The 24,486-nt window shown below is 66.2% G+C and carries 26 protein-coding genes; 7 read left to right on the plus strand and 19 right to left on the minus strand.

All coding sequences use genetic code 11. From position 1 onward, the window contains the following. Nucleotides 1-4 precede the first annotated feature (4 nt). From ACZ60G_RS40585 to ACZ60G_RS40600, 4 genes are read right to left on the minus strand one after another with little or no spacing between them, the layout of a single operon-like run. Nucleotides 5-2,935, minus strand: coding sequence for an amino acid adenylation domain-containing protein (locus ACZ60G_RS40585; RefSeq protein ID WP_465817282.1), 2,931 nt, complete (start codon nt 2,933-2,935; stop codon nt 5-7). Nucleotides 2,936-2,938: 3 nt separating this feature from the next. Beyond that, nucleotides 2,939-3,922 (minus strand): beta-ketoacyl-[acyl-carrier-protein] synthase family protein, encoded by a 984-nt coding sequence (locus tag ACZ60G_RS40590; RefSeq protein ID WP_465817283.1) that lies wholly within the window; start codon nt 3,920-3,922, stop codon nt 2,939-2,941. Beyond that, on the minus strand, nt 3,916-5,016 hold the full coding sequence (locus ACZ60G_RS40595) for an acyl-CoA dehydrogenase family protein (RefSeq protein ID WP_465817284.1): 1,101 nt from the start codon (nt 5,014-5,016) through the stop codon (nt 3,916-3,918). Before ACZ60G_RS40595 ends, ACZ60G_RS40590 begins: the two co-directional genes overlap by 7 nt. Continuing rightward, the gene (locus ACZ60G_RS40600; RefSeq protein ID WP_465817285.1) at nt 5,013-5,291 is read right to left on the minus strand and encodes an acyl carrier protein; all 279 of its coding nucleotides are present in this window, start codon (nt 5,289-5,291) and stop codon (nt 5,013-5,015) included. Before ACZ60G_RS40600 ends, ACZ60G_RS40595 begins: the two co-directional genes overlap by 4 nt. Nucleotides 5,292-5,464: 173 nt before the next feature. Here ACZ60G_RS40600 and ACZ60G_RS40605 point away from each other — a divergent pair, with 173 nt between their 5' ends. Beyond that, on the plus strand, nt 5,465-6,532 hold the full coding sequence (locus ACZ60G_RS40605; RefSeq protein ID WP_465817286.1) for a serine hydrolase domain-containing protein: 1,068 nt from the start codon (nt 5,465-5,467) through the stop codon (nt 6,530-6,532). Nucleotides 6,533-6,693: 161 nt separating this feature from the next. On the opposite strand, the gene ACZ60G_RS40610 is transcribed toward ACZ60G_RS40605, so the two are convergent. From ACZ60G_RS40610 to ACZ60G_RS40670, 13 genes are all read right to left on the minus strand, one after another. Continuing rightward, the gene (locus tag ACZ60G_RS40610; protein ID WP_465817287.1) at nt 6,694-7,116 is read right to left on the minus strand and encodes a tautomerase family protein; all 423 of its coding nucleotides are present in this window, start codon (nt 7,114-7,116) and stop codon (nt 6,694-6,696) included. A 28-nt stretch (nt 7,117-7,144) separates the two neighbouring features. After that, on the minus strand, nt 7,145-7,846 hold the full coding sequence (locus ACZ60G_RS40615) for an SDR family oxidoreductase (RefSeq protein WP_465817288.1): 702 nt from the start codon (nt 7,844-7,846) through the stop codon (nt 7,145-7,147). A 216-nt stretch (nt 7,847-8,062) separates the two neighbouring features. Continuing rightward, nucleotides 8,063-8,284, minus strand: a complete 222-nt coding sequence (locus ACZ60G_RS40620; RefSeq protein WP_465817289.1) for a hypothetical protein — start codon at nt 8,282-8,284, stop codon at nt 8,063-8,065. A 141-nt stretch (nt 8,285-8,425) separates the two neighbouring features. Further along, nucleotides 8,426-9,241 (minus strand): alpha/beta fold hydrolase, encoded by an 816-nt coding sequence (locus tag ACZ60G_RS40625; protein ID WP_465817290.1) that lies wholly within the window; start codon nt 9,239-9,241, stop codon nt 8,426-8,428. A 30-nt stretch (nt 9,242-9,271) separates the two neighbouring features. Further along, nucleotides 9,272-10,480, minus strand: coding sequence for a cytochrome P450 (locus tag ACZ60G_RS40630; RefSeq protein ID WP_465817291.1), 1,209 nt, complete (start codon nt 10,478-10,480; stop codon nt 9,272-9,274). Between the two features lie 5 nt (nt 10,481-10,485). Then, on the minus strand, nt 10,486-10,941 hold the full coding sequence (locus ACZ60G_RS40635) for a PaaI family thioesterase (protein ID WP_465817292.1): 456 nt from the start codon (nt 10,939-10,941) through the stop codon (nt 10,486-10,488). Between the two features lie 4 nt (nt 10,942-10,945). After that, nucleotides 10,946-12,673: a fatty acyl-AMP ligase gene (locus ACZ60G_RS40640; protein ID WP_465817293.1), complete on the minus strand. Its 1,728-nt coding sequence runs from the start codon at nt 12,671-12,673 to the stop codon at nt 10,946-10,948. 8 nt (nt 12,674-12,681) lie between these two features. Beyond that, nucleotides 12,682-13,419 carry a thioesterase II family protein gene (locus ACZ60G_RS40645; RefSeq protein WP_465817294.1) on the minus strand — a complete coding sequence of 246 codons (738 nt, stop codon included), beginning with the start codon at nt 13,417-13,419 and terminating at the stop codon, nt 12,682-12,684. Then, nucleotides 13,416-14,675: a cytochrome P450 gene (locus ACZ60G_RS40650; protein ID WP_465817295.1), complete on the minus strand. Its 1,260-nt coding sequence runs from the start codon at nt 14,673-14,675 to the stop codon at nt 13,416-13,418. Before ACZ60G_RS40650 ends, ACZ60G_RS40645 begins: the two co-directional genes overlap by 4 nt. After that, nucleotides 14,672-15,574: a class I SAM-dependent methyltransferase gene (locus ACZ60G_RS40655; RefSeq protein WP_465817296.1), complete on the minus strand. Its 903-nt coding sequence runs from the start codon at nt 15,572-15,574 to the stop codon at nt 14,672-14,674. The genes ACZ60G_RS40650 and ACZ60G_RS40655 overlap by 4 nt, the downstream gene beginning before the upstream one ends. A gap of 2 nt (nt 15,575-15,576) precedes the next feature. Further along, entirely contained in the window at nt 15,577-15,834 is a 258-nt protein-coding gene (locus ACZ60G_RS40660; RefSeq protein WP_051182551.1) for an acyl carrier protein, read from the minus strand. A gap of 12 nt (nt 15,835-15,846) precedes the next feature. Beyond that, entirely contained in the window at nt 15,847-16,824 is a 978-nt protein-coding gene (locus ACZ60G_RS40665) for an acyl-CoA desaturase (protein WP_465817297.1), read from the minus strand. A 142-nt stretch (nt 16,825-16,966) separates the two neighbouring features. Beyond that, nucleotides 16,967-18,292, minus strand: a complete 1,326-nt coding sequence (locus ACZ60G_RS40670; RefSeq protein WP_465817298.1) for an FAD-dependent oxidoreductase — start codon at nt 18,290-18,292, stop codon at nt 16,967-16,969. Nucleotides 18,293-18,465: 173 nt separating this feature from the next. On the opposite strand from ACZ60G_RS40670, the gene ACZ60G_RS40675 reads away from it, so the two are divergent. Beyond that, nucleotides 18,466-18,696: a hypothetical protein gene (locus ACZ60G_RS40675; protein WP_465817308.1), complete on the plus strand. Its 231-nt coding sequence runs from the start codon at nt 18,466-18,468 to the stop codon at nt 18,694-18,696. Nucleotides 18,697-18,698: 2 nt separating this feature from the next. Continuing rightward, nucleotides 18,699-18,983 carry a cytochrome P450 gene (locus tag ACZ60G_RS40680; RefSeq protein ID WP_465817307.1) on the plus strand — a complete coding sequence of 95 codons (285 nt, stop codon included), beginning with the start codon at nt 18,699-18,701 and terminating at the stop codon, nt 18,981-18,983. An 80-nt stretch (nt 18,984-19,063) separates the two neighbouring features. Here ACZ60G_RS40680 and ACZ60G_RS40685 read toward each other — a convergent pair whose 3' ends face one another. Beyond that, nucleotides 19,064-20,467 carry a cellulase family glycosylhydrolase gene (locus tag ACZ60G_RS40685; protein ID WP_465817299.1) on the minus strand — a complete coding sequence of 468 codons (1,404 nt, stop codon included), beginning with the start codon at nt 20,465-20,467 and terminating at the stop codon, nt 19,064-19,066. On the opposite strand from ACZ60G_RS40685, the gene ACZ60G_RS40690 reads away from it, so the two are divergent. Together ACZ60G_RS40690 and ACZ60G_RS40695 are read left to right on the plus strand one after the other, a co-directional pair. Then, nucleotides 20,457-20,858: a hypothetical protein gene (locus tag ACZ60G_RS40690; protein WP_465817300.1), complete on the plus strand. Its 402-nt coding sequence runs from the start codon at nt 20,457-20,459 to the stop codon at nt 20,856-20,858. The two genes, ACZ60G_RS40685 and ACZ60G_RS40690, sit on opposite strands and share 11 nt — an antisense overlap. A 253-nt stretch (nt 20,859-21,111) precedes the next feature. Continuing rightward, complete coding sequence (locus ACZ60G_RS40695) at nt 21,112-22,101, plus strand: hypothetical protein (RefSeq protein ID WP_465817301.1); 990 nt, start codon at nt 21,112-21,114, stop codon at nt 22,099-22,101. A gap of 275 nt (nt 22,102-22,376) precedes the next feature. Here the strand turns inward: ACZ60G_RS40695 and ACZ60G_RS40700 are convergent, their stop codons facing one another. Continuing rightward, nucleotides 22,377-22,754, minus strand: a complete 378-nt coding sequence (locus ACZ60G_RS40700; protein ID WP_465817302.1) for a hypothetical protein — start codon at nt 22,752-22,754, stop codon at nt 22,377-22,379. Between the two features lie 308 nt (nt 22,755-23,062). Here ACZ60G_RS40700 and ACZ60G_RS40705 point away from each other — a divergent pair, with 308 nt between their 5' ends. Next, the gene (locus tag ACZ60G_RS40705) at nt 23,063-23,467 is read left to right on the plus strand and encodes a hypothetical protein (RefSeq protein WP_465817303.1); all 405 of its coding nucleotides are present in this window, start codon (nt 23,063-23,065) and stop codon (nt 23,465-23,467) included. 234 nt (nt 23,468-23,701) lie between these two features. After that, entirely contained in the window at nt 23,702-24,304 is a 603-nt protein-coding gene (locus ACZ60G_RS40710; protein WP_465817304.1) for a TetR/AcrR family transcriptional regulator, read from the plus strand. Nucleotides 24,305-24,486: the final 182 nt, after the last annotated feature.

Raw genomic sequence — 24,486 nt, forward strand, 5'->3', positions numbered from 1 at the left:
GTCCTCACACCTCGAAAGCCAATGGCGTGCTGTCCGCCGATTCGGACTCGAATCGGGTCGCCGGATCCAGCGACAGCGCGCCCGCCTGTGCGGCCACGGTGTCGAGGTCGAACAGCATCCCCACCGAGATCGCGCCCGGCCACCCGGCCTCGAGGCGCAGATGGAGTGCGACCACCCGATGGGAGTTGCCGCCTACGTCGAAAAACCGGTCACCACGGTCGAATTCGTCGTGCAGGAGCACCTCGGACCAGATCTCGCCGATCGCCCGTTCGTGCTCGGTCCAGCCGTCTCGTGACGGGGCTGTGCGCCGTTCGGGACGGGAGCGCAGCGGCGCACGCAGCGCGGCATCGTCGAGTTTGCTGCTTCCCGGTGCGATCGGCAGGGTATCGACCGCCACGAACCGTTCCGGAACCGATTCGGGCGCAAGGTGTTCCGCGCAGTATCCGGTCAGCTCAGGGGCGGTGGGCGTCGGCGCCGTGGCGGCCGCGGGCACCCAGAAGGCGGCCAGGTACACGGCATCGTCGGAGTCCGTCGCATCCAGCACGACCGCCTCGTGCACGGCGGGATGTCCTTGCAGCACCGCCTCGACCGCGGCGCGTTCGACCCGCACGCCCCGGACCTTCACCTGGCTGTCGGCCCGCCCGTGGAATTCGATGTGGCCGTCTCCGTCGAGCCGCGCAAGGTCTCCGGTGAGGTACATGCGCCCGCCCGGCTCGGTCGAGAACGGGTCGGCCACGAATCGGGCCGCGGTCAGTCCGGGCTGTGCCGCATAACCGTCGGCGACCTGTCCACCTCCGAGGTACAGGTCGCCGCGTGTGCCCCAGCGGACCGGCCGCAGCGAGCGGTCGAGAATGTGTGCCGCCGTGCCGTCGGTCGGTGTGCCTATCGGCACGACAGGCTGGGGCGCCTCCGGTACGACGTGGCAGATGCAGGTGACGGTCACCTCGGTCGGGCCGTATTCGTTGTGCAGATTGGTCGCGGGCAGAACCTCGCGGTGCTGCTCGACGAGGCGAACCCCTACCGGCTCGCCGCAGAGGGTGACGATGTGCAGCGTCGACTTCAGCTCACCCAGTCGCGGCAGCAGCAGCCGGTAGAACGAGGGCGTCGCAACGAAATGCGATACGCCATGGCGGACGGCGAGTTCGGCGACCGCGTCGACATCGGGCAGCCTCCGGGCGTCGGGGAGCACGCTGGTACCGCCGAGGGTGAGCGCCCAGGCCAGTGCCGAGAGAGAGCCGTCCCAGATCAGGCGCATCGCCGAGAATGTCACGAGTTCGCCGTCGGTGTACGGATAGTTTCGTGAGCCGATCAAGGTGGCAAGGTTGGCCCGGGAAACGACGACCGCCTTCGGCTCACCCGTCGAGCCGGAGGTGGTGATGACGTACGCGGGCGCGCGCAGGGGCGGCTGGTCCGGCAGTGCCACCGCGGGTGGCTCGGTGTCCTCGCTGATATCGAGCACCGCTGCCGCCGTGTCCGTCACCAGCGCGGCCACCTCGTCACGCGGAGTGGCATCATCACGCCCATCGATGATCAGCGCGGTACAGGTCGCGACCGCCACCACCGAACGCACCGCCGACGCGGGACGGCCCGGTTCGACCACACACCACGCCGCGGCCGCGCGCAAAGCCGCGATCATGCCGATCACGGTGTCCAGGCTCTGCCGTTGGTACACCATGACCGTCTGTCCGGGCCGAACGCCGGCAGCGACCAGCCTGCGGGCGAGATGCCTGGTGGCGGTGTCGAGTTCGCGGTAGGTGAGCGACCGGTCCCCCACCACCAGCGCGATGCGGTCGGGTACCCGCTGGGCCTGGTGGAGGATTCCCCGCAGCAGGTCCGAATCGCTATGCGACGGCGTGCGCCCACCCGTCACCCGGCCACCACCCCTCATGGAATCGCTACGCGATGCCGTGCTCATCGGATCACCTCGACATGGCCGGTTCCGCTGATGTCCTCCGGTGGCACCGTGCAGACGAGCAGGACACGGTCGCCGTCGGACTCGAGCACCTCGAATCCGGCGAACCTCAGGGTCACGAGCATCACCCGATTGACCGGGGTCGCCACGAATTCCGCGGCCGCACGCCTGCCGGCCGCGCGCACGCCGGACGATTTCCCGGATCAGCGCCGTCCCGACGCCGCGTGACATCACCCGGCAGGACATGAGCAGCAGGAGCAGCACCGAGTCGGAGCCGCGGATCTCCGAGACCGCCAGCCCGACGGTGCCGTAGCCGCCGAATCGGTCGCGCAGGGATGCCACTAGCACCTCGTGGCGTGGTGACGCGCACAGTTCCCGGAGTTCGTCGAGGTCGAAGGTGACCCCGGTGGTATTGAGCTGGTGTGTGCGGATGGTCAGCTCGTTGGCCCGGGCGAGGTCCGCCTCCGATGCCGTGCGCACGGTCATGACCAAGCCCAGCGAGGTGAGGAAGTCCGCATCCGATCCGGCGAATTCGGCCTCGTCGACGCTGCGGGCCCGCTCCGCGCGATGGTACGACCGGCGGTGCCGCGCTTCGGATGTCACCGTCTCGGGCGTGAATTCGGGAAGATTCGGCAGGTCGGGTATGCGATCGGCCGGATAGCACCGGACCTCCGGGCACGAGTTCGCCACCTCGGCCAGTTCGACCGGATCGTTGTCGACGAATGCCACGGTCTCGCGCCCGATATTCAGCGATTCGGCGATCCGGCGGATCGCCGCCGACTTCGGGCCCCAGCCGATCTCGACCGCCGAGAACATGTCCTCGATACCGTGCCGGCGCAAATGTGCTGTGGCAGCGGATAATTCGCCGCGGCTCGCGACGGCGTGCAGGATTCCGCGTTCGTCGAGGGTCCGGATCGCCCGTAGTACTTCGGGTTTCGGAGTCCCGCCGTCGGATTCGAGCACTACGCCGGGCCAGACAGTGTCGTCGAGATCCCAGACCAGGCACTTCACCGTTGCCGCCATCGCTCATCCCCTCCGCATCAGGCCGGCGCTCCACGCGGCCACCGGGCTGCTGTTCAACAGCAGCGCATACTCACCGGAGGTGTGGGTGGCCGCCGCGGACTCCAGGTTGACCAGCATGTCCACCGAACCCAGGTGGCCGTATGCCGCCAGATTGCTCCGGCACGCCTCGTCGATCGTGGCGTCGAGGGCCTCCTCCCAGAAGGCGAAGGCACCGCCCGACAGGTTCTGCATGAGGATCGGCCCGACCGAGCCGAGCCGGATGCCGTTGCGTTGCAGCAACTCCGGAATGATGACGTCGAACCGCTTCTTGCTCTCGACCGCGAGCCGGAACGAGTAGATGGATTCGTCGGCGCATTCCTCGGTCCACGCCGCCGACGGCGTGTCGCGGTAGTCGATTCGGAACAGGTCCGCGTATTTGCCGTCGCTGCGCAGGATCTGGTCGACGAACTCCCAGCGCCCGTCGCCGGAGGCAGTGACGAGCAGCGCGGCCGCGCCGTCGCCGAGCAGCGTCATGGGCGGGCGGTAGCGGTTGCGGGTCGGGGTCTTGGCCGCGGCGACGACGAGCACCGTGCGGTACCCGGCATCGGCGCGCAGCAGCGCCGCGGCGAGGGTCAGCGCGGCGGAGACCGATACGCACCCGAGGTCGCCCACGCCTGCGGTGAAGGCGCGAGTGGCGCCGATCCGGTGTTGCAGCCGCGTCGTTTCCGATGCGAGCAGGTACTGCGGCGCGCGTCCGGTGACGAGCAGCAGCGCGTCGATGTCGGTGGCTTCGAGCCCCGCCTCGGCCAATGCCGCCGTCGCCGCCGTCGCAGCCAGGTCCACCTCGGACAACTCGCCCGCGGTGTAAACCGATTCGATGCCGAGTGCCAGCGCGTGTTCTCGTCGGTGCGCCGGAAGTTCATCCAGTTCGGCCAGGGTGGCCACCCGCGCGGAGCAGGCGGGGAACCACGTCGCCACCGGACCGAGCCGGACCGGACCGTTCACCATCGCGCACCTCGCAGTACGTGCTCGCCGATGGTCACCTCGGCGACCTCCTGTGCTCCCTCGATAATCTGCATGACCATCGCGTCGCGGTAGAACCTGCCGACGCGGCTGTCCGGAGCGCACCCCGCCGCGCCGAGTACCTGCACCGCCCGTTCACTCACCGCGGCCGCGGCGTGGGACGCCGCGTACTTCGCGGCGATCGTCGCGACGAGGGCATGCGGAGATCCGGCGATCCGGTTGTCGGTCGCCCGTTCGCAGATCGCTTGTGCGCCTTCGACATCCACCCAGCAGCGGCCGAGCGACGCGCGGATCACCTGATGCTCGGCGAGTGCGGTACCGCCCTGGACGCGGGAGGCGGCGTGCGCGGCGGCGGCGGCGGCGAGACAGGCTCGCGCGATCCCGACACACCCCCACGCGACGGTGAACCGCCCGTGGTCCAGGGCCGTGCCGACGACATGGGACAGGCCGAATCCCGGCGGTGCGATCAGTTGCGCGGCGGGTATGCGCACGCGGTCGAACCGAATGTGCGCCACCCTGGCGCCACGCATGCCGAGCTGCCCCTCGACCGGCTGCACGGAAACGCCTGGACGGTCGCGCTCGACGAGTGCGGCGCACAGCCCACCGGCTGCCGTGCCGAGTACCAAGAAGACATCGGCGACCTGGCCGAACGTCACCCACAGCTTGTGCCCGGACACGATGCGGTCCGCACCCTCGGCCTCGAAAGTTGTTGTGACACCCGCCAAATCGGTCCCTGCCCCGGCCTCGGTCGCTGCCAGCGCGGCAACGACCTCGCCCGCGGTGAGCACGGGCAGCCAGTCGCGGCGCTGTTCGGCGGTTCCCCCCCGATCCAGCGCGGCGGCGACCATGCCGTGCACCGTGACCAGCGATCGCAGACTCGTGCAGTATTCCCCGAGCGTCGCGGCGATTCGACCGAGTTCACGCGCATCCAGACCCGCACCACCGAATGCCACCGGCCGGTCGGCACCCAGCAGCCCGGCGCGGGCCGCGAGCGTGATCATCTCGTCGGGCAATCCTGCGCGATCCCACTGGGCCGCATCCGATTCCGCGGCCGCCACCACCTTCTCGACATCGATCACGACGGCCCGTTCCCGGACTGCTTGCGCTCGACGTACGCGGCCGCGCGGGCCGCGGTGCGGAAGTTGTCGAGATCGAGATCCTCGACCTCGACCGAGATCCCGTAGGTCTGCTCCACGTGTACGACGATCTCCAGTGCCCGCAGGGAGTTGACCAGCCCCAGCGCGAAAATATCGTCGTCACTGCCCAATTCGGCGGCGGCGATCGAACCGAAGTACGCCCGCAACTCCTCGGCCAACTCCGCGCGGCGTGCCACGACCGGCTCCACCTGTTCCACGCGCACCCTCACCTCTCGACGTCATCCCGCTGGCGAACGGTCACGCGCCCTCGCAGAACACGACAACATGGGCCGTGATCACCCGACAAGACCCGGTTTCCACCGTCCACATCAAGGGGGGCGGCGGTGAAAATCATTGGTGCCGTGGGGTGAACGCGGTCTACGGTGGGCCCGTGTTTACCGATGTGCGGGGTTCCTACGACGCGCGGTTCGCCGGAGTCGCCGAGGCACTCGCGACATCGCTGAACGCCGACGATGTCGGCGCGTCAGCGGCGGTGTACATCGACGGCGAACCCGTGGTCGACATCTGGGGTGGTTATGCCGACGCGGATCGCACCGTGATGTGGGAGGCGGACACCATCGTCAACGTCTGGTCGACGACCAAGACGATGGTGGCATTGTGCGCGCTCATATTGGCCGACCGTGGCGAACTCGATCTGAACATGCCGGTCGCCAGGTACTGGCCGGAGTTCGCGGCGGCGGGCAAACACGATGTGCTGGTGCGGCATCTACTCGGTCACACCGCGGGGCTGCCGGTATGGGACGACCCCGTCGCAGCCACCGACCTGTACTCCTGGCCGACCGTCACCGCGCGTCTCGCCGGACAGTCGCCCCAATGGGAACCGGGCACCGAAGGGGGTTACCACTCGATCACCTTCGGCTTCCTCGTCGGTGAGGTCATCGCCCGGGTGACCGGACGCAGCGTGGGCACATTCTTCACCGAGGAAGTGGCCGCGCCGTTGGGCGCGGACTTCCACATAGGACTCGCCCCCGAGCACGACCATCGCGTCGCCGCGCTCGTCCCCGCGCCCGAGGGGGACCGCCCCGAAGGATTCACGGTCGGAGTGTCCGACGCCAACACCGCGGCGTGGCGGCGCGCGGAGATCCCGGCCGTCAACGGTCACGGCAACGCGCGCTCGGTCGCCGCGGTCCAGTCGATACTTGCTTGCGGCGGCAGCGTCGGCGGTGTTCGCCTCCTGTCGCAGCCCGGCTGCGACCGCGTATTCGAAGAACAATTCCACGGCCGGGACCGTGTGCTGCAACGGCCGATCCGCTGGGGCATGGGCTACCGCCTCGAGGGTCGCACCTGCTCGTGGGGCGGATGGGGCGGCTCCCTGGTTCTCGTCGATTTCGAGCACCGCATGACGGTGTCCTACGTGATGAACCAGGTGCTGTGGTCCGACGACAATATGCGAGCCCTGAGCATCCTGATCGCCGCCTACGATGCACTGACCACCTGACGGCGCCAGCCCCAAGGTGGCTGTGCCACTGCCGAATTCGAGATCGACACGCACCCGATCCGGCCGGGGACATACGGCCACATTGCCGGACCGCTTCCCGCACCTATCACTCGCGGAGCCGGGGCCATGGCACCGACTCCCGTCTTCCGGCCATACCGGCTTCAGTACGGGATGGGCTTGTTCTGCTCGGCCCAGGCCTGCTCGATATCGCTGCCGATCGGCGGCGGGAACAGCCCGGCGATCATCCAGGTGTCCCGGGCGACCTCGTTGATATTGAATTCGAGGTACAGGCCGCGGTCGTGCGTATAGGGGGCCATGAGCATGTCGAGGCCGCGGGTCATGCGTTTTCGCATTTCGGGGTCGTCGAGTTGCCGGGCCAGGTGGTCGATGGTGATGCGCACCGAGGCGGCGGTGGGTTTGCCGCCCACGTAGAAGGAGTCGGCGGGGAGTTCATGGAAGAGGGCCACGGCGTAGAACTCCGGGAGGCCGACGCGGGCGTAGTAGGCGGTGATGTCCCGGGCGAAGTTTTGCTTGTCCTCGGCGGTGTAGGTGTTCGCGGGATGGTAGATGTGCCAGAGCGGCATGGCGAATTCCTTTGGGCGAAGCGGTGTCTCAGCGACGGAAGGACAGGACGAGGTTTTCGACGGGACCGGAGAGGGAGGCCTTCACCTGCCGGGTGAACTCATCGACGAGAACTTCGTTCGCCCCCTGCTCCAGGCCATCGGCGACCGCGGCGGCGACCGTGGCGGGGCTGAGCTTGGCGGTATCTATGGCCTTCACCATGTCGGTCTCGGCGAAGGCGAGGTGGACACCGACGACCTGGGTGCTCTGCGCCGCCAGTTCGATGCGCAGGGAGTTGGTCAGCGACCACAGGGCGGCCTTCGACGCACCGTAGGCCGCGGCTCCGGAGCTCCAGGACAGCACGGAGTGGATATCCACCAGTGCGCCACCACCATTGGCGGCGAGGATGGGGGCGAAGGCCTGGGCGATGCGCAGGGGACCGAAGACGTTGGTCTCGAATGTTTCGATCACATCGGCCATTTCGGCATGCAGTAGCGGCGCCGGGCGTAGTACACCGGCGTTGTTGATGACGATATTCACATCAGTGGCCTGATCCGATACGGCCGCAACCGAATCCGGGTCGGTAACCTCGAGTTCGAGCGGGACGATGCGAGAGTCGTCGCCCGCCTCGGGCTTGCGGGCGGTGGCGTAGACCTTGGCCGCGCCACGCGCCAGGAGTTCCTCGGTGAATGCTCGGCCGAGGCCGCGTTGGCCGCCGGTCACCAGGGCGATAGCACCTTCGATTCTGGTCATGTCTGCCTTCCTCATTCGTTCACATCGCATCTGACTATAGAAAACTATAGCCAACATTCTGCCGATGCGACCCCGCAGGACTCCAGCACGGCATTCGACGCGGCGGGTCAGCGGCAGCGAGTGGCGCGCGCGCAGATGGAGCACCCCTGCCATGCCTCGATATCGCTGACATGTTCGAATCGACGCGGATGAGCGGATGGCGTCGGCAAGCGGATTTCAGCGCTCGTTCGAGCCCAGTTCCGGAAATCGGTCGAGCAACTGAGCCAGGCAGCGGCGCACCTCGCGCACTTCGCGATCCAGCAACCGGGCCTCGGTGGTCGCCCGCGGTGCCCCGCGCCGGGTCAGCTGAGTTCGCAGCATCGCATCCAGGGCAACGGCCTCGGCTTCGAGCAATCGATAGAAGACGCGCGCCTGCGCCACATCGGATTCGTCACGCACTCGAAGCTCGCGTCAGACTGTCCGTCCCGACCGGCATCGAGCAGTTCGACATTCGTACATCTGACAGACACCCATGATTCATATTGTCCGGTGTCTGCCCGCTGGTCAATCGGCCGACTCATCGTCGGCGGTCAGGATCCGTCAATGGTTGCCGAGGAAATCCTGTAGCAGTGCCGTGATCGCCGTCGGCTGTTCCAGACTGCTGGTGTGGCCACAATCGGCGATTGTGTGCAGTCGAGCGCCCGGGATCAACTCGGCGATGCGCTCGGATCGTGCGGGCGGCGTCGCTGTGTCGTCGGCGCCGACGGCGACGAGCGTCGGCACCGTGACGGCGGTGATCTCATGCTCGACCGACACACGATCGGCAACGCCGAGGACCGCCTTGCGCACGGCCGCACGATCGCAGCGCCCCAGGCCGGCGGCCCACTTGTCGATCGCGGGTTTGCTGGCGGGGTTCGCGAGGAAACGCGGACCGAAAAGGTGGGGTTCGATCTTGCCGAGAATCGGTCGGGCGCCGAACAGTCGCAATGCCAGCGCCAGCCGCTTGTACTCGCCGATCTTGTTCGGATCCTCTGGCTCGGCACTGCTGTCCAGCAACGTCAGTGTGCGCAGCAGCGCTGCGTGACGCGCCGCGATTCGCTGCCCGATGAAGCCGCCCATGGACAGACCGACCCAGTGCACCGGAGCAACCTCGAGGCGCCGGAGCACCGCGACGGCGTCGCCGGTGAGGGTGTCCATGTCATATCCGCGGGTAGTTGCCGCAGTCGCGCCCTGTCCTCGCCAGTCGATCGTGATGCAGCGGTAGTGCTCGCGCAAGACCTCGATCTGCGGCTGGAACATCCAGCCGCCGAACAGCAGTCCGTGGCCGAACACCACGGTAGCCGCGTCGGGTCGGCCGGCCGGGGCTCCGGTATCGGTGTAGGCGATCGGTGCGCCATCGATCGTAATTGTCGGCATGAGTCTGCCCGTCTCCCGAAAAACTTTGCGCTACACCGAGATCGATAGTTCGGCGGGGCCACGCACATTGATCCGGCCGTTCCAGCGCAGCTCCTCGATGGCAGCGTCGGGGAAGCGCGCCACGAAGTGCGAGAAGACGACTCGGGCCTCGAGCCGAACCAGCGCCGCACCCAGACAGCGGTGGATGCCCGCACCGAACGAAAGGTTCTGCTGCGCGTTCGGCCGGTCGAGGCGCAATTCGTCGCCGTCCGCTCCCCAGAACTCCGGATCGCGATTGGCGGCGGCGACACAGGCGAGCACCAAACTGCCGGGCGGGATCTCCGCGCCGCCGATGGGCAGGGGTTCGACGGTGATCCGGCGCATCAGTTGCACCGGGGTGTCGTATCGGAGCAGTTCCGCGACGGCGTTGTCGGCCAGTCCCGGGTCTTCCCGTAGCCGTTGGGCCTGGTCGGGATGTCGCAGCAGGGCCAGGATCCCGCCCGCGAGGTGGTTCACGGTCGTTTCATGGCCCGCGATGTAGAGCAGCATGACCTGGGCGACCAGTTCGTCCTCGCTCAAGACATCGCCCTCGTGTTCGGCGGTGATCAGCCTGGTCAGCAGGTCGTCGGCGGGGGCGGCGCGTTTCCAGCGGACCAGTTCGCCGACCATCGCGAACAGTTCCTGGTTGGCCGAGCGGACTCTGGCCTGCAGGTCCGGATCGGAAAGGGGTTCCAATGCCAGCACCAGAATCGCGGTGAGTTCGCGCAGCCGGGTGTGCTCGACTACCGGGACACCCAGCATCTCCGAGATGATCCCGAACGGCACCGGAAACGCCAGTTCCGCAACGACATCCGCGGTGCCCGCCTCGGCGATGCGGTCCAAGGCGGCGTCGACGAGTGCCTCGGCCCTTGGCTGCAACGCCTCGATTGCGCGGGTCGTGAACGCCTTGGCGACGAGGCGGCGCAAGCGGGTGTGGTCGGGCGGATCCCGGTCCAGCATGGATAGTCCGCGCATCATGCGGTTTTCTTTGCCGAGCCTGCTGCTGTCACTCTTCCACGACGGCAGCCGGGTCAAGTACTGCTCGTCGACGGATTGCGCCGAGCGCTGCAGCCCGGCGACGTCCTCGTACTTCGTCACGATCCAGAACCCGAGCGGGTGCTCGTGCGTGGGTGCGGTGCTGCGCAGCCGGGCATAGTGGGGATAAGGATCCGCGGCGAACCCCGTGGCGAACGGGTCGAACACGAATGCGTCGGAGGTCATGGCCACTACTCCCGGTCCGATTTGAACAGCTTCACGTTTCGCATGGTCACAAGTGCTGTGGCACAGAGTGTTTCGCTGTCGCCGTCGACCGAGTAGACATCTGCCGCGGCGATCGTGATGAGCGCGCCCGGCTTGATCACCCGGCCGCGGGCGACGACCTTCGGGCCCTTCGCCGGGGCGAGGATCTTCACCGTGTAGTCGATCGTCATGTTCACCCATCCCGGCTGCAGCAGGGTGCCGGCCGCGGAACCGGCGGCGAAATCCGCCAGGGAGCCGAGCACGCCGCCCTGGAAGAACCCGTCGTGCTGGGTGAGTTCCTTGCGATGCGGCTGGACTATCTCGGCTTCGCCGGGAGCCACCCGCCCGAATTCGAAACCCAGATGTTGGGCAGCGGGCATGCTGAGCACCGCACCCGTCACGGCCGCTTCGAAATCGGGGTTTTCCGCTTGCCAGATCTGCATGTGCTCAGCTCCTTGCTCGAAGTTGCGCGGATTCTTCGCCGCGCGGTGACCAGGTCCCGAATCCGCCTGCCAGATACCGTTTTCTGGCCGCTGAACGCATGATCTTTCCACTGCTGGTCTTCTGCACCTGGCCGGCCGTGGTCAGCACCACCTCGCCGATGGTCAGTTCGTGCTCCTGGACGACCGCCGTCCTGATCGCGCCCACGATGTCGGTGATATCGGCCTCCAGCGCGTCACGCTTGACCTCCTGCACCACGACGAGCTTCTCGCCGTCACGCCCGGGCACCGAGAACGCCGCACCACCGCCGATCCGGAGCGCGGGATGCGCGGCCTGAACGGTGTATTCGATGTCGTGCGGGTAATAATTCCGCCCGCGAACGATGATGAGGTCCTTGAGCCGCCCCACCACATACAGCTCACCGTCCACCACTACACCGAGGTCGCCGGTGCGCAGGTAGGTTCGTGCGGAATCGTCGGCGCATCGTGCGTGGAAGGTCTCGGCAGTCGCCTCGGGATTCTCCCAATAGCCCTGTGCGACATGCTCTCCCGACACCCAGATCTCGCCGACCCGATCCGGCGGGCAGGGCTGCCCGGTTTCGAGATCCACGATGCGCAGTTCTTGCTCCGGAAGCACACGCCCCGAGCCGACAAGGGTGCGGGACCGGTCCGCTGCGGCATCGGCGTAGCGACCGCGGCCGAGTGCTTCGGGATCCACGTCGGACGTCAGCGGACCGCGCCCTTTGCGGCTGCCCGCGACGAGCAGGCTGGCCTCGGCGAGGCCGTAGCACGGATACAGCGCCCGAGCATCGAACCCGTACGGTGCGAAGGCTTTCGCGAACCGGGACAACGTCTCGGCGCGGATCGGCTCGGCTCCGTTGAACGCCACCTGCCAGCTGCTCAGATCCAACTCCGGCACCTCTCCCGCGGCACGCGCGACACAGGCGTCGAAGGCGAAGTTGGGGCCACCGCTGGTGTGCGCGCGATACCGGGAGATGACCTCCAGCCACAGCAGCGGTCGGCGAATGAACGTCGTCGGCGACATCAGGATGCTGGTCGCCCCCACATACAGCGGCTGGAGCACGTTGCCGATCAAACCCTGGTCGTGGAAGAAGGGCGCCCAGCCGACCACCGTCGAGTCCCGATCGTGGCCGAACGCCTGCCGAATCATCTCCTCGTTCGCCATCACGTTCCGATGCGTGACCATGACCCCTTTGGGCGCCGCGGTGGAACCGGACGTGTACTGCAGGAACGCGACGTCGTCGGGCTCGGCGACGGTGGGCGTGACGCCCATCCCCGCCGCGGGCAAGTCGTCAACGGCAAGCCAATGCCGGGGCGCGCAGATCGGCGCCAGCGCCGGCTGCAGCGTCGCGATCATCGCACCGAGCGTCAGCACCGCGACGGGTCCGCAGTCGACGGTGATGGCTCGCGTCGCCTCCTGCACCTTGTCGCGGCGCGGCGGATTCAGCGGCACCGCGATGACGCCCGCATAGAGGCAACCGAAGTACGCGACGATGAAATCCAGGCTCTGCGGGAACACCAGCAGCGCGCGATCCCCCGGCGCGCACCGGGATCCGAGTTCCGCGGCCACCGCCAGCGCCCGGTCGTGCAATTCGCGGTAGGTCAGTGTGGTTGTCTCCGAACCGTTCTCGTCCAAGAAGACGTAGGCGGTCCGGTCCGGCTCGTCCGCGGCGCGACGCTGGAGGATGTCCGGAAGCAGGATGGGGTTCGGCACGTCGGTCCTCACAACAATGCGGCGGTCATCGCCGCCGCGATGGCCACTCGATGCCGATGGTGGAAGTAGTGGTCGCCGGAAAATCCGTGGATCGCGAAGCCGCCGCTGGTCAGCTCGTGCCATGCCGCGATCTCGGCCGGGTCGACCACCGGGTCCTCGGTGCCGTAGAACGCCGTGATCGGGCAGCCCAGCCCGGGCAGCGGCTGATAGTGGTATTCCTCGGAGAGCTCCAGGTCGGCGCGGGTCAGTGGTAGTGCGTAGCGCAGGAAGGCGACGCTGCGTCCCGCCGCACCCCATGCGTTCATCGCGGTGAGCGCCGCGGCGAAATCGCTTTCGGTCAGGTGGTGAATCGGTGTGCGGCTCGAAAACAATTGCGGCGCACGGCGGCCGGAAACGAACAGGTGCGTCGCAGATTTGCCCGCGGCCGCGAGCGCGCGGGCCAGCTCGAACGCCACCAGCGCTCCCATGCTGTGGCCGTAGATCGCCACTCGCGCACCGCCCATCTGCTCGAGCTGCGGCATCAACCCGTGCACCGCGTCGCCGACGCGGCGCAGCGCCTGCTCGCCGGACAGATCCTCTCGGCCGGGGAGCTGGACCCGGACCGCGGCGATGTCCGACGGGAACAGGCCCAGCCAACGGTTGAACGATGACGCGCCCGCACCAGCGTGCGGTATGCAGACCAGCTGTACGGGCGCCTCGGCGCGCTCCTGCCGCAGCCACGTTTTCGTCGATCGCGGGACGGTCATCGGACGCTCCGGAGTGTGACCGGTAGGTTTTTCAACCCACGAACAATGAAACTGTGGTCCTGCCACTCCAGCTCGCCATCCGGTAGCTCCAGGTCCTGCGAGTGCCGGTACAAGTATTCGAAGGCGATCTCCGCCTGCAGTTCGGCGAGCAGCCCGCCCAGGCAACCGTGCATGCCATAGCCGAAGGCGAGATGATCCCCGGCGGTGCGGGTCAGATCGAACTCGTCGGGTCGGTCGAAGACGGCGGGGTCACGGTTGGCGGCGCCCAGACACACCAGGACTTGGTCGCCGGCCGAAATCCGATTTCCATCGATGTCGGCGTCGCGGGTGGCCAGACGCTTGGTCAGCTGGAGCGGACAGTCATAACGCAGTGCCTCCACGACGGCGGCCCTGACCAGCGTGGGCCTGCGCCGCAGCAGCGCGGCCTGATCCGGATGCCGCAGCAGTGCCAGCACACCGTTACCGATCAAGGATTTCGTGGTCTCGTTGCCCGCGACGAAACACATGATGCAGACGAAGATCAGCTCCTCGTCGCTGAGCATGTCGCCACCCGCCGTGCGCGCGGCGAGCAGCCGACTGATCAGGTCGGCGCCGGGCCCCGATCGGCGCTCGGCGAGCACCCCTTCCAAAGCGGTGGCGAACTCTTCGACCACCGCACAGACGCGCGCGAAGTCCTCGGCCTTCATCAGCCCTGGTTCCAGCAGGAACCGAATGTCGTGGGTCCATGGGCCGACCCGTTCGCGCAGGTCGCCGGGCAGGGCCATCCATTCGCACAGCACCGTCACCGGCAAGGGCACAGCCAGCTCGGTGATCACGTCCAGGCCGCCCGCTTTCCAGGCTCGCCGCATCAGATCCTCGGCGACCCGGGTGACCAGGGGGCGCAGGTCGGCGACCGCCCGAGCGGTGAACACCCGATTCACCAGTCCGCGCAGCCGCGCATGGTCCGGGTTGTCGGTGAACACCAACGACTTCCGGCCCAGCCGCTCGATCCGCGCGACATTGTGCTGCCCGAGTCGCTCGGCCTGCTCGCCGACCAGCCGCGGAATCAGTCCGGCACCGAACGAGCGGTCGTGCAGGACCCCGCGCACATCGCTGTGCCGGGTGAGCACCCACATCCCCAGTGTCTTGTGCACCGGCTGTGCCTCACGAAGCTGCCGGTAGAGCGGGTAGGGGTCGCGGCGGAACTCCGCGCTGAAGGGGTTGAACCGGACTGGTGGCCGAATCGGCTCGGCCTGATCGTGTGTTCGCACCGTCATCCGGCCCGCACTCCTCGGCCGGCGAAGAATCCGTCGCCATAGGGTGCCAGCACCAGCCGCAGCAGGCCGATCTTGCCCATCCGGAAGCCCAGCGCGGAGAGCTTGAGGTAGCGCTCGTAGCGAGCGACCATCTCGGTGCCGACGATCTCGGTGGCTTCCGCACGGTTCGCCCGAAGTCTGCGCGCCCATTCCTCGCAGGTCCACGCATAGTCGAGGCGCCCATTGGTGAGAGAGCGGATCTCGAAGACGCCTTCGGCCGCGGCCGCGATCTCGGCGAGCGTAGGCAGGTCCGCGTCGGGGAAGATCTCCCGCTGCATGAACGTGCTCGCCTGCTCGCGCTCCATGTTGGCGTAGACGATCGTCTGCAGCGACAGCACGCCGTCGTGGTTCAGCCAGCTGCGGCAGCGGGTGAAGAACTCCCGGTACACCCGGATCTTCTCGGCAGGCGAATCATCCGGCCGGGCAAAGTGTTCGAAGGCGCCGATCGAGATAATGCCGTCGAAACGGATATCCGGCTCGTAGTGCACCCAGTTCTCCAGCCGCACTTCTACGCCTGAAAAATCGCGCGACCGCACGAACTCGGCCTGCTCGGCGCTGAGGGTGAGCCCGACCGACCGCGCGACCGCGTGCTGCTGCGACAGGCGTTGCAGGATCGCGCCCCACCCGCACCCGATGTCCAGTACCGCCGCGGCGCTGTCGGCGCCGATCGCGTCCAGATGGAACCGCAATTTCCGTTCCTGAGCGGCTTCCAAGGTGTCGGTGTCGTTCGCGCGCAACGCACAGGAGTAACTCAATGACGCATCGAGCCACAGCCGGTAGAAGTCGTTGCCCGCGTCGTAGTGGTGCCGGATCGCGGCCGCCGCCGCATCGGCCCGATCGGCGCCGGTCGTCGCGGACACGGCTACGCCACGCTCCGCCGGCTCTGCTCGTGCAGATAGCCGGCCACCGCGTTGATATTCGGGTTCTCGAAGAGGTCCTCGGGCGCCAGATCGACGCCGTAGCGCGCCTCGACTTCGATCAGCAACGCGACCGCGAGGGCGGAGTCGACTCCCATCCGGTCGAAGTCCGCGGCCGGGTCCACCGCTTCCGCCGGAATCTCGAGCAAATTTCCGAGATATTCTCTGCACCACAGGACGATGGCGTCTCTACTCGTGTCCACTTTGTGTATTCCTCACGCTGCGTTACCGACGGGTTCAGAGTTTCCGGAAATACGTTTGGCGGCCATCCGCGGTGCGGACGGCATTTTCAGATCCGACGCCAGCCCGAATATCTCGAGCAGTTTGATGAGCCAGAAACCGGGATCGAGCCGGTACCAGTCCAAACCGAAGGACGGCGACTCGGGGAAGGCGTGATGGTTGTTGTGCCACGACTCCCCCAACGTCACCAGGGCGAATATTCCGCCATTGTGGCTGTTCTCCCGCGACGCGTAGCGGCGGGTACCGAACATGTGCAGGAAAGAATTGATCGCCCACACGATGTGCTCGAGTACGAAGATCCGCACCAGACCACCCCACAGCAGACCGCTCACCGCCCCGGTCCAGCTCAGCGAAACCAGCCCGCCGATCACCGTCGGGATGAGCAGCCCGAGCCCCACCCAGTAGTAATAGAGGCGGGCGATCCGAACCAAGCCGCGATCCTTGATGAGGTCGGGAGCGTAGTGCACGACGTTCGGGTATTCGTGGCGGCGCATCCACAGGAAATGCGAATGCACAAGGCCCCGTAGCGAACCGAGTAGACCACCGCCGGAAAGGTTGGGCGAGTGCGGATCCCCGTCGCGATCGCTGTATTCGTGATGCCGCCGATGCAGCGCCACCCACGACACCACGCCGCCCTGTCCGGCCATCGAGCCGAATATCGCCAGCAGCCCCGCGACCCACGGCACCGCCTTGAACGTGCGATGGGTGAACAGCCGGTGATAACCGACGGTCACGCCGAGCCCGGTCACCAGCCACATCGAGAACAGCAGCACGAATTCGGTTACGCCGAACGGATGTACCGCGAGAAACGCGAATGCGGCGGCCGTGCCGAGAATCGGCAGAATATCGAACAGAAGGAAATGCCGACGCTGCAGCCGATGAATGTAAGGACTGCTGATCGTCTTCCTACGCGGCTCTGGCAAGTCGCCATTCGGATCATTATCTTCGGCCATCACTCGACTACACCTCATCGGTCCGAGACCCGTTTTCCCCGGCGGGACCCCTCGACCGTAACCTCGGCGACAGGACCGCCATCGAAGGACCGAGTCCTGCCGATCGCAAGATCGAAATCGCTGATCGCGACCTGGCGTCGACCTACTCCGACGGCAGATCAATGCCACGACTGCGCCACAATATCCGCGCAACTGTCGCGGGCTTCAGCAATGTTTCGGGCGGGTCGACAAGATTGGCGACCCGCATGAACGTACGGGCGAGGGTGGCGTCGACGTGCGCGGCCCGATGTGCACGCGTCACGTAAGAATTCAGCAAACGGATTCGAGGCGTGCGCCGCCCGACCACGCCGGGATGGTTCAAGTCGGCACCGGTGGACATCCGCCAAGCCACATCGACGTGGCGCGCCGCATGGGCGTAAAACCGCGCCGGCAATTGGGCGGTGTCTTTTCGAAGGCATGCGCGCAGGGCGAGTGCCTGCTGCGCCGCGACGGTCATGCCCTGCGCGTAGAGCGGATTGAAGCTGCACAGTGAGTCGCCGAGCGCGATGAATCCGTCCGAATGCGTCGCGATTCGTTCGAAGTAGTTCCGGACCGAACCGCGGAATCTGTGCGGTACCGGATCGCTCAACGGCTCGGCGTCGGTCACGATGCGGTGGATGTCGGGAACGGGCAGCGTCGCGGCGAATGCGGTGAAGCCGTCGTGATCGGTCGGCGGGTGATCGCCCAGCATCCCACCCAGCGTCACGTGCCACTTGTCGCCCTCCACGACGATCGCGCCACCACCGCGACGACCCGGCATGGTCGAAACGACCACGCCGAGTTGACCGTCCAGATGCACGGGCTTGCGTCGATAGGTGCGAGACGAGTAGCCGAGGTCGATGACGACGCTCTGTTGTTCGGGCGCCTGCGCGCCGATCGCCCGCAGCCACTCGGGCGCGCGGGATGCGCGGCCGGTGCAGTCGAGGACGAGGTCGGCCGCGATTGTCTCCGGCGCTGCGCCGGCCTCGCTCACCAGCACTCCGGTTACCCGACCGCCCTCGGCGACGAGACCGTTTGCCGCGACGCGTTCACGCAATGTCAACCCGGGGAGTTCGATTGCTCGCCGCCGCAACTGGGACTCGAGCAGGGGTCGGCTGGCGAGCAAGGTGACAAGCCCGGTTTCGGTCGGCGCCGCACGCAGCCCACTCAGGTACCAGCGCGAGCCTGCCAGCACCTCCGTTGTCGGCGCACCGGCGGCGGCGACTTCCTCGGTCAATCCCGGGCAGAGTTGCTCGATGATGGCGCGCCCGCCCTCCATCAGACCGTGCAGATGCCTGGCCTGCGGAACTCCCCTGCGCGCCTCGCTGCCAACGAGAGTGTCACGCTCGAGCACCGTGACGCGTGGAAAATGCTCTGCGAGCACGATGGCGGTGAGCAATCCTGCGATGCCTGCGCCGACAACGACTGCATGCGGGGAATTCGAATTCATCAGCCGAATAATCGACAACCCGGCTGCGCGGTTCAATTCATATCGAATAATCCTATCGGGCGATACAATTCGTTATCCCGCGTGGACTATGGCTTCATCGAACAGGGCTATTGCAGTACGCAATTCACGGGCAATTCATTATTTCGCCATCGCCGGCTGCTGGGCTCCGAAATGTGAATTCAGCAGAACTGCCCGACGTTACGTCGAACCCACTCATCGCGACCGGCCTGCTCGCCCTCGCGCGCAACCCGGCCCAGCGCGAAATCCTGTGCACCGAACCGGAATTGACCCGGCTTGCCGTGGAAGAGTTCCTCCGCTTCGACACCCCCGTACCGTTCCCGACCCGCGTCGCCATGCGGGACGTAGAGTTCGCCGACCAGACATTGCCGCGGGGAACGGTCTGATCCTGCTCGTCGGCTCGGCCAATCGGGACCCGGAAGCATTTCCGGATCCCGACTCGCTGGATGTGACCAGGTTCGCGGCGAACCGCAAAACACCACGTCATCTCGCGTTCAGCCACGGACCACACTTCTGCGTCGGCGCGCCCCTGGCCAGGCTGCAAGGCGAGGTGCTCTTCACCGAATTGATGCGCCGCGTCCCCGATTTCGACCTGCTCGACGATGCTCCGTCGTACCGGGTATCGGTGTCGATGCGCGGCCTACTAGCACTGCCGGTCCGAATGCCCGCCTGAACGTCGGCACCGCATCTGTGGCCGCACTGGCTTCCCACTCCTGTGGCATCGCTTCCTGCCTCGGATTGCCTCGGCGCCGATCACCGTCGCGTCACGGTCACCCGCACGGTGTCCTGTCCGGGGTTGGCGGTGAGTCGAAGTAGCTGGGCATCGGGTGCGGACACGACGTCGGCGCCCTGGATTTCGACCTGGTAGCCGTTGGGGTAGTTGCTCTGCGGCAGATACACCTCGGTGCCGGTTCCAGGAGCGAACGGTTGACCGGAATCGGCGCGGCGGGCGCTGTATCGGAGGGTGAACGTCCCGGTCGCGCTGTCGTAGTGCCAATGCTGCGGGGTGCCTGCGATTGCACGTGGATATGGCCGGACGATCGCCGGGTCCATCAAGTTGGGGCCGGTCGGCGGCTCCTGCGGATGACCAGGTGTCCGGTCCTGTGGTTGGGACCAGAACAGCCAGGAAGCCATGTTGTCGTCGAATCTATCGGTGAGACCAGTCAGCTTCGCCGAATCTTTGGTCGCGCCGAACTCGGTCACCAGCCCGACAACGCCGTCGGCGTCGGCGCGATCCAATCCGTTGCCCACGCAGGTGTCGGCCGGTCCGAAGCAGTAGTCGTGAAAGCTCATCCCCGCATTCGGATCACCGGTTGGATTCGGCATCCAGTTCGGCGTACCGAAGTCGTTGGTTACGGACGGCTCGTAGAACAGCAGGTGTTTCGGGTCGACTCGTCGGATGGCGTTCATCGCTTTCGCTTCGAACGGCGCGAGCACACCGCCCTCGAACTGGGGGCAGCCCTGGGGAAAGCACGTCGGGTATTCCCAACCGGGCCATGGCTCATTGATCAGGTCGTAGCCCAGCACGTACGGCTCGTCTGCGAAGCGTTGCGCGACATGCGCCCACATGGCCGCATAGTGTTCCTGCAGCCCGATGCCATCGGGCGCAGCATGATCGTGCCAGAGGTTCGCCCACGTTTGGTTTTGCGCGGGGCTTGTGAAGTAGACCAGCGGAAAGCCCGGATTCGGCGGCAATGGGAACCCGTCGGTGAACGTCGCCCAGTCTGGGAACCCGCTCCAACTCGCGCCCACCGATTCGTTGAACCCGTCCTGGTGGGAATCGACAAGGCTGTAGATGTGGTAGCGGGCCAGCAACTGCTGGGTCTGCTCGAGCTGCGCGATGTAGTTGTCGTCGTAAACTCCGGGCTGCGGCTCCACCGCGTTCCATGCGAAACCCAGCCGCACCGCGTTGAAACCGTTCTCCGCCAGGAACTGAGCGTCGTTCTCGCCGAAACCTCCCGCCGCGGGGAAGTACGGCGGGTACTTGTAGACCAGATTCACGCCGTGCAGGGTGACCACCCGGCCCTGGTCGTCGGTGAGCCAGCGGCCCGCGTGCCCCAGTTCCGGAGCCGTCGGTGTCGCCGCTGCCGGTGCGGTCAGTCCCAGCAGCAATATGACCAACCCGAGACACCGCGCTGTCGAGGACATGATGGTCATCGCGCAAACCTTTCGACGAGTATGCGCCGACGGCATTTCTACGGCGCTGACAGCTAGCGAAGCGCTCCGATCACGGCAGCCCTCGGCACCGCGGATCAATCCGTACAACGAGATGGTCCAGACCACGGCGCTGATGCAGAAAGGCTATATACCGACGGCCGGATTCGATCACGACACTCCGCCGCACATAGACGACGTCGCATGCCTCGACCAGTCGGACGAACCGTCCGCCGTTGGCAATGTCCACAACACACCGGGCACCTGTTCGCAAAACGTGGTGCAGGCCGAATCCCGGTTCGGCTCTGCATCGGAGGGGCATCCCGGTCGCGATCGCCTCGGCGGGAGCGTCGCGATGCTGGTCCGCCGAGCCGGTTCGGCTAAGTTATGCTGAGAATTTGCGAGCCATCATCTCAGTGTCTGATCGATCCCTTGGCAATAACTGACCACATCGCGATGGCAAACGAATGAGGTTCAGATTAGCTGGTCATCGGGTTTTGCGCGGCCGCCGCCCGCCGGGCTCCGAAACCGGTTCGAACATCGCCACAAGTTTGCGCAACGGCACCGTCGTATCGCTCGGCGCTTTGCTTTCCGCGGCCGCACCCCCGCGCTAGATCGTCAACCTCACAACCATTAGGAGACTATCCATGCCGCTGTCCAGTTTTCGCCGCGCGTTCGCCGTTCCGGTGACCTGCGTCCTCGCAGCGACCGGCACGTACCTGGCTGCCGGCTGCGGCAACCAGCCCGGCACCGACAGCACAGCAGACAACCATGCTTCGGCCTCGACGTCTGCGTCGCCGCAACGGCAGGCCTTCACCTTCGGCGCCGGCTACGGGACGACCGTTGCCGCCGACCAGGCCGGACATCAATGGGCGCCCGCCGCCTCCGCCACAATCACCCCCGGGGTACAGACCTATACCCACGGCGCGGTCCAATGCACGGCGAACTACGTCTTCATCGATGACACCGGCCATGTATACATCGGCCAGGCGGCTCACTGCGGCACCACGGGACTCGTCACCGAAACCGATGGCTGCACCGCCGGTAGCCTCCCCTTGGGAACCGCCGTGAGTTTCAACCGCAACGGCTCGCCGGTTTCCGGCGCTACGACCGCGGCCGCCGGTCAGCTCGCGTACAGCAGTTGGCTGACCATGCAGGAAAACGGCGAGCAGGACCGAAATGCCTGCGCCTACAACGACTTGGCGCTGGTGAAGCTCGCGCCGGAGGACATCGGGAAAGTCAATCCGAGCCTGCCGCACTGGGGCGGCCCGGTCGGCATCAACACCAGCGGCACGAATGCCGGCGACCACCTCTACAGCTACTGGAACTCAATTCTGCGTGGCGGAATCGCCGGCCTGTCCCCTCAGGTCGGTGAAAGCAAGATCGACGATGTCGCTGCCAGCGGCTGGACCCACGCTTTTGTCGCGACCATCCCCGGCATTCCGGGCGACAGCGGCAGCGCTTTCCTCGACAGCGACGGCTACGCGGTCGGCACTCTGTCAACGCTCGCCATTTCGCTTCCCATAGTCAACAACGTCGGTGACATCAGCCGCGAACTGGCCTACGCCCGAGCGCATTCCGGCATCTCGGGTCTGCGCCTGGTGCTCGGAACCGAACCGTTCACGCCGAACCGATGACAGGGCTTATCCTGCCTCGGAATTCGCAAGTGAAGTGCTCGAGCACAAGACGGCGATCGTGGTCTGAGGACGCCCCGCACTCGTTCCGGAGACGGGTCCGGGCGGCGGTTCCCGGCCGGCTCGGTGCAGGCGTAGGCGTAGGCGTAGGCGTGGGGTGCCGCAGTTGGGGATGCCGACTCCTGTTGCGGTGCAGTGCGTCTGCCATCGGTGATCCAGGCAAGGCTGCCCGATAACGGAAAGTTATCGGGCAACAGTGGCGGGAGTGCGTGCGGCGTTCACCCGGCGATATGGGTCCACTCGCCGAATCCGGACATATCGGCGAGATTCACGAAGTTCCCGCTGCCGTCGAGTTCACCCGAAGCCGCCGTCCGGCTCGCACGGTTGTAGAAGAACAGCCGCCCATCCACGGGCACGATATGAGTCCAGTCGCCGAATCCCGACATATCGGCGAGATTCACGAAGTTCCCGCTGCCGTCGAGTTCACCCGAAGCCGCCGTCCGGCTCGCACGGTTGTAGAAGAACAGCCGCCCATCCACGGGCACGATATGGGTCCAGTGACCGAATCCGGACATATCGGCGAAGTTGATGAATTTTCCGCTGCCGTCGAGTTCGCCTGAAGCGGCCGTCCGGCTCGAGTCGTTGTAGAAGAACATGGTTGCCACCACCTGTCGTTGGAGCTGTTTGGGGAGTTCGCACCATGATCGAAGGCGGCAGGTGGTGCGCCTAGGGTAATGCGTTACCCGAAACTCGAAAGGGCCCCGGATGACGGTGCGGCGTACACGCCATTACCCTTCCCGGCCGGATCCACGATCCCGAGACCGGTCCTGCACTACAACCGCAGCGGTTTTCCCCCCACGCAAGCCCGAAGGCTGCACCATGGATACTGCAGTGCGGCCAGTGCCGCGTTCTCTTCCCGTTGTGTTCAGGACTCATACCCGCCACACAGGAGGAACCAAGATCCATGACAACTACCCGGATTTATCGGCGCACCACCCATGTCGCGACCGTCTTCGCAGCGATGGCGACAGCCCTGGTCGCAACGGCCGCTCCCGCTCTCGCCGCCGCGACCATCGACATCTCCCGCGCCGGACCGACCATAGTTCAAGTCACCTATAGCTGCGATAACTCCGACGGAGTAACCAGCATTCAGGCGATGATGGGCGAACCCACCGCCGACGGCCCGGCCGCCCAGGGCATTCAGAACGCCGTCACCTGCGACAATACCCAGCACGACACGAGCATCCCGATGACAGAAACCCCTGGCCAGCCACCTCTGCGGGCGGGGCAAGTCCAGGTGCGAGTCGCACTCGTCGACAGCAACGACACCGTCGTATCCGGACAGGCAAAGCTATTCGCCATGCAATAAGGGAACCTCTCACGCCGGGCGTGGTGCGGGTTGGCCAGTCCTGGGGTTCTATGTTGGTCGGCTTGCAAGGCAAATTGTCGTCCCCATCGAACTTCGGCGCCGGAGGCCCCCGCTGTCGAGGCGATCGGAACGAGACTTCTGCCGTTCCGAAATCCATTCGCGGAAGTTTCTGCTTTAGCGAGCGTAGACACGCCGGTCGATCAAAAGCAAGAAGTTCTGCTTTAAGATGTGAGGATGACCGAAGTCGAGAACGTCGCGCCGCAGCGCCGACCGGGAGGTCGCGCGGCGAAGGTCAGGGAAGCCGTCCATCGCGCCGTGCTCGACGCCGTCGCCGAGCATGGCGTCGACAAGGTCGGCATCCCCGATATCAGCCGCCGCGCCGGTGTGCGCGACAGCTCCATCTACCGGCGCTGGGGAACCCGCGAGAACCTGGTCCTCGATGTGATGCTCGCCGCGAGCGAGCACACCCTGCCGCTGCCCGATACCGGCACACTGCATGGCGACCTGACCGCGTTCGCCACCGCGCTCATCGCCTACCTCGATACCCCGTTGGGAAACGGGGTATCTCGGGCACTCGCCTTCAGCACCGACTCCGACGAGATCACAGAAGCGCGAGACACCTTCTGGGACACGCGATATCACGCAAACGAGCTGATGATCAGCCGTGCGGTTGCCCGTGGTGAACTCCCGAACGACGCCGACGCCCGCGTCGTGGGCGAACTACTCATCGCGCCGATCCACTTCCGCCACCTGCTCACCCGCCAGCCAGCCGATGCCGAGTTCGTCGACCAACTCGCCACCCACGTGATCTGCGCGTTGCGACCTGGCGTCGGCTGAGCAGATCGTGAAGGATTTCAGAATTCCGAAGCCCGCCTGCACAACTGGCTCGAACAGGCCGGCATCGACGATTGCCACCGGGTAGGACTTAATACTGCAACTGCACTCAGGTGGTTCGGTGCTGGTAGACCTGTCGGGTGGTGTTGGATCATGTTGTGGCGGAGCTGGATTCGTTGATGGCG

The organism is Nocardia sp. NPDC102475 (genome assembly GCF_055584605.1).

Bases quoted from the DNA above. Each gene is read 5' to 3' on its own strand.
- ACZ60G_RS40585 (WP_465817282.1), bottom strand. From the start codon at position 2,935: ATGGCGGCAACGGTGAAGTGCCTGGTCTGGGATCTCGACGACACTGTC.
- ACZ60G_RS40590 (WP_465817283.1), bottom strand. From the start codon at position 3,922: ATGGTGAACGGTCCGGTCCGGCTCGGTCCGGTGGCGACGTGGTTCCCC.
- ACZ60G_RS40610 (WP_465817287.1), bottom strand. From the start codon at position 7,116: ATGCCGCTCTGGCACATCTACCATCCCGCGAACACCTACACCGCCGAG.
- ACZ60G_RS40615 (WP_465817288.1), bottom strand. From the start codon at position 7,846: ATGACCAGAATCGAAGGTGCTATCGCCCTGGTGACCGGCGGCCAACGC.
- ACZ60G_RS40625 (WP_465817290.1), bottom strand. From the start codon at position 9,241: ATGCCGACAATTACGATCGATGGCGCACCGATCGCCTACACCGATACC.
- ACZ60G_RS40630 (WP_465817291.1), bottom strand. From the start codon at position 10,480: ATGACCTCCGACGCATTCGTGTTCGACCCGTTCGCCACGGGGTTCGCC.
- ACZ60G_RS40635 (WP_465817292.1), bottom strand. From the start codon at position 10,941: ATGCAGATCTGGCAAGCGGAAAACCCCGATTTCGAAGCGGCCGTGACG.
- ACZ60G_RS40645 (WP_465817294.1), bottom strand. From the start codon at position 13,419: ATGACCGTCCCGCGATCGACGAAAACGTGGCTGCGGCAGGAGCGCGCC.
- ACZ60G_RS40650 (WP_465817295.1), bottom strand. From the start codon at position 14,675: ATGACGGTGCGAACACACGATCAGGCCGAGCCGATTCGGCCACCAGTC.
- ACZ60G_RS40665 (WP_465817297.1), bottom strand. From the start codon at position 16,824: ATGGCCGAAGATAATGATCCGAATGGCGACTTGCCAGAGCCGCGTAGG.
- ACZ60G_RS40670 (WP_465817298.1), bottom strand. From the start codon at position 18,292: ATGAATTCGAATTCCCCGCATGCAGTCGTTGTCGGCGCAGGCATCGCA.
- ACZ60G_RS40690 (WP_465817300.1), top strand. From the start codon at position 20,457: ATGATGGTCATCGCGCAAACCTTTCGACGAGTATGCGCCGACGGCATT.
- ACZ60G_RS40685 (WP_465817299.1), bottom strand. From the start codon at position 20,467: ATGACCATCATGTCCTCGACAGCGCGGTGTCTCGGGTTGGTCATATTG.
- ACZ60G_RS40695 (WP_465817301.1), top strand. From the start codon at position 21,112: ATGCCGCTGTCCAGTTTTCGCCGCGCGTTCGCCGTTCCGGTGACCTGC.
- ACZ60G_RS40700 (WP_465817302.1), bottom strand. From the start codon at position 22,754: ATGTTCTTCTACAACGACTCGAGCCGGACGGCCGCTTCAGGCGAACTC.
- ACZ60G_RS40705 (WP_465817303.1), top strand. From the start codon at position 23,063: ATGACAACTACCCGGATTTATCGGCGCACCACCCATGTCGCGACCGTC.
- ACZ60G_RS40710 (WP_465817304.1), top strand. From the start codon at position 23,702: ATGACCGAAGTCGAGAACGTCGCGCCGCAGCGCCGACCGGGAGGTCGC.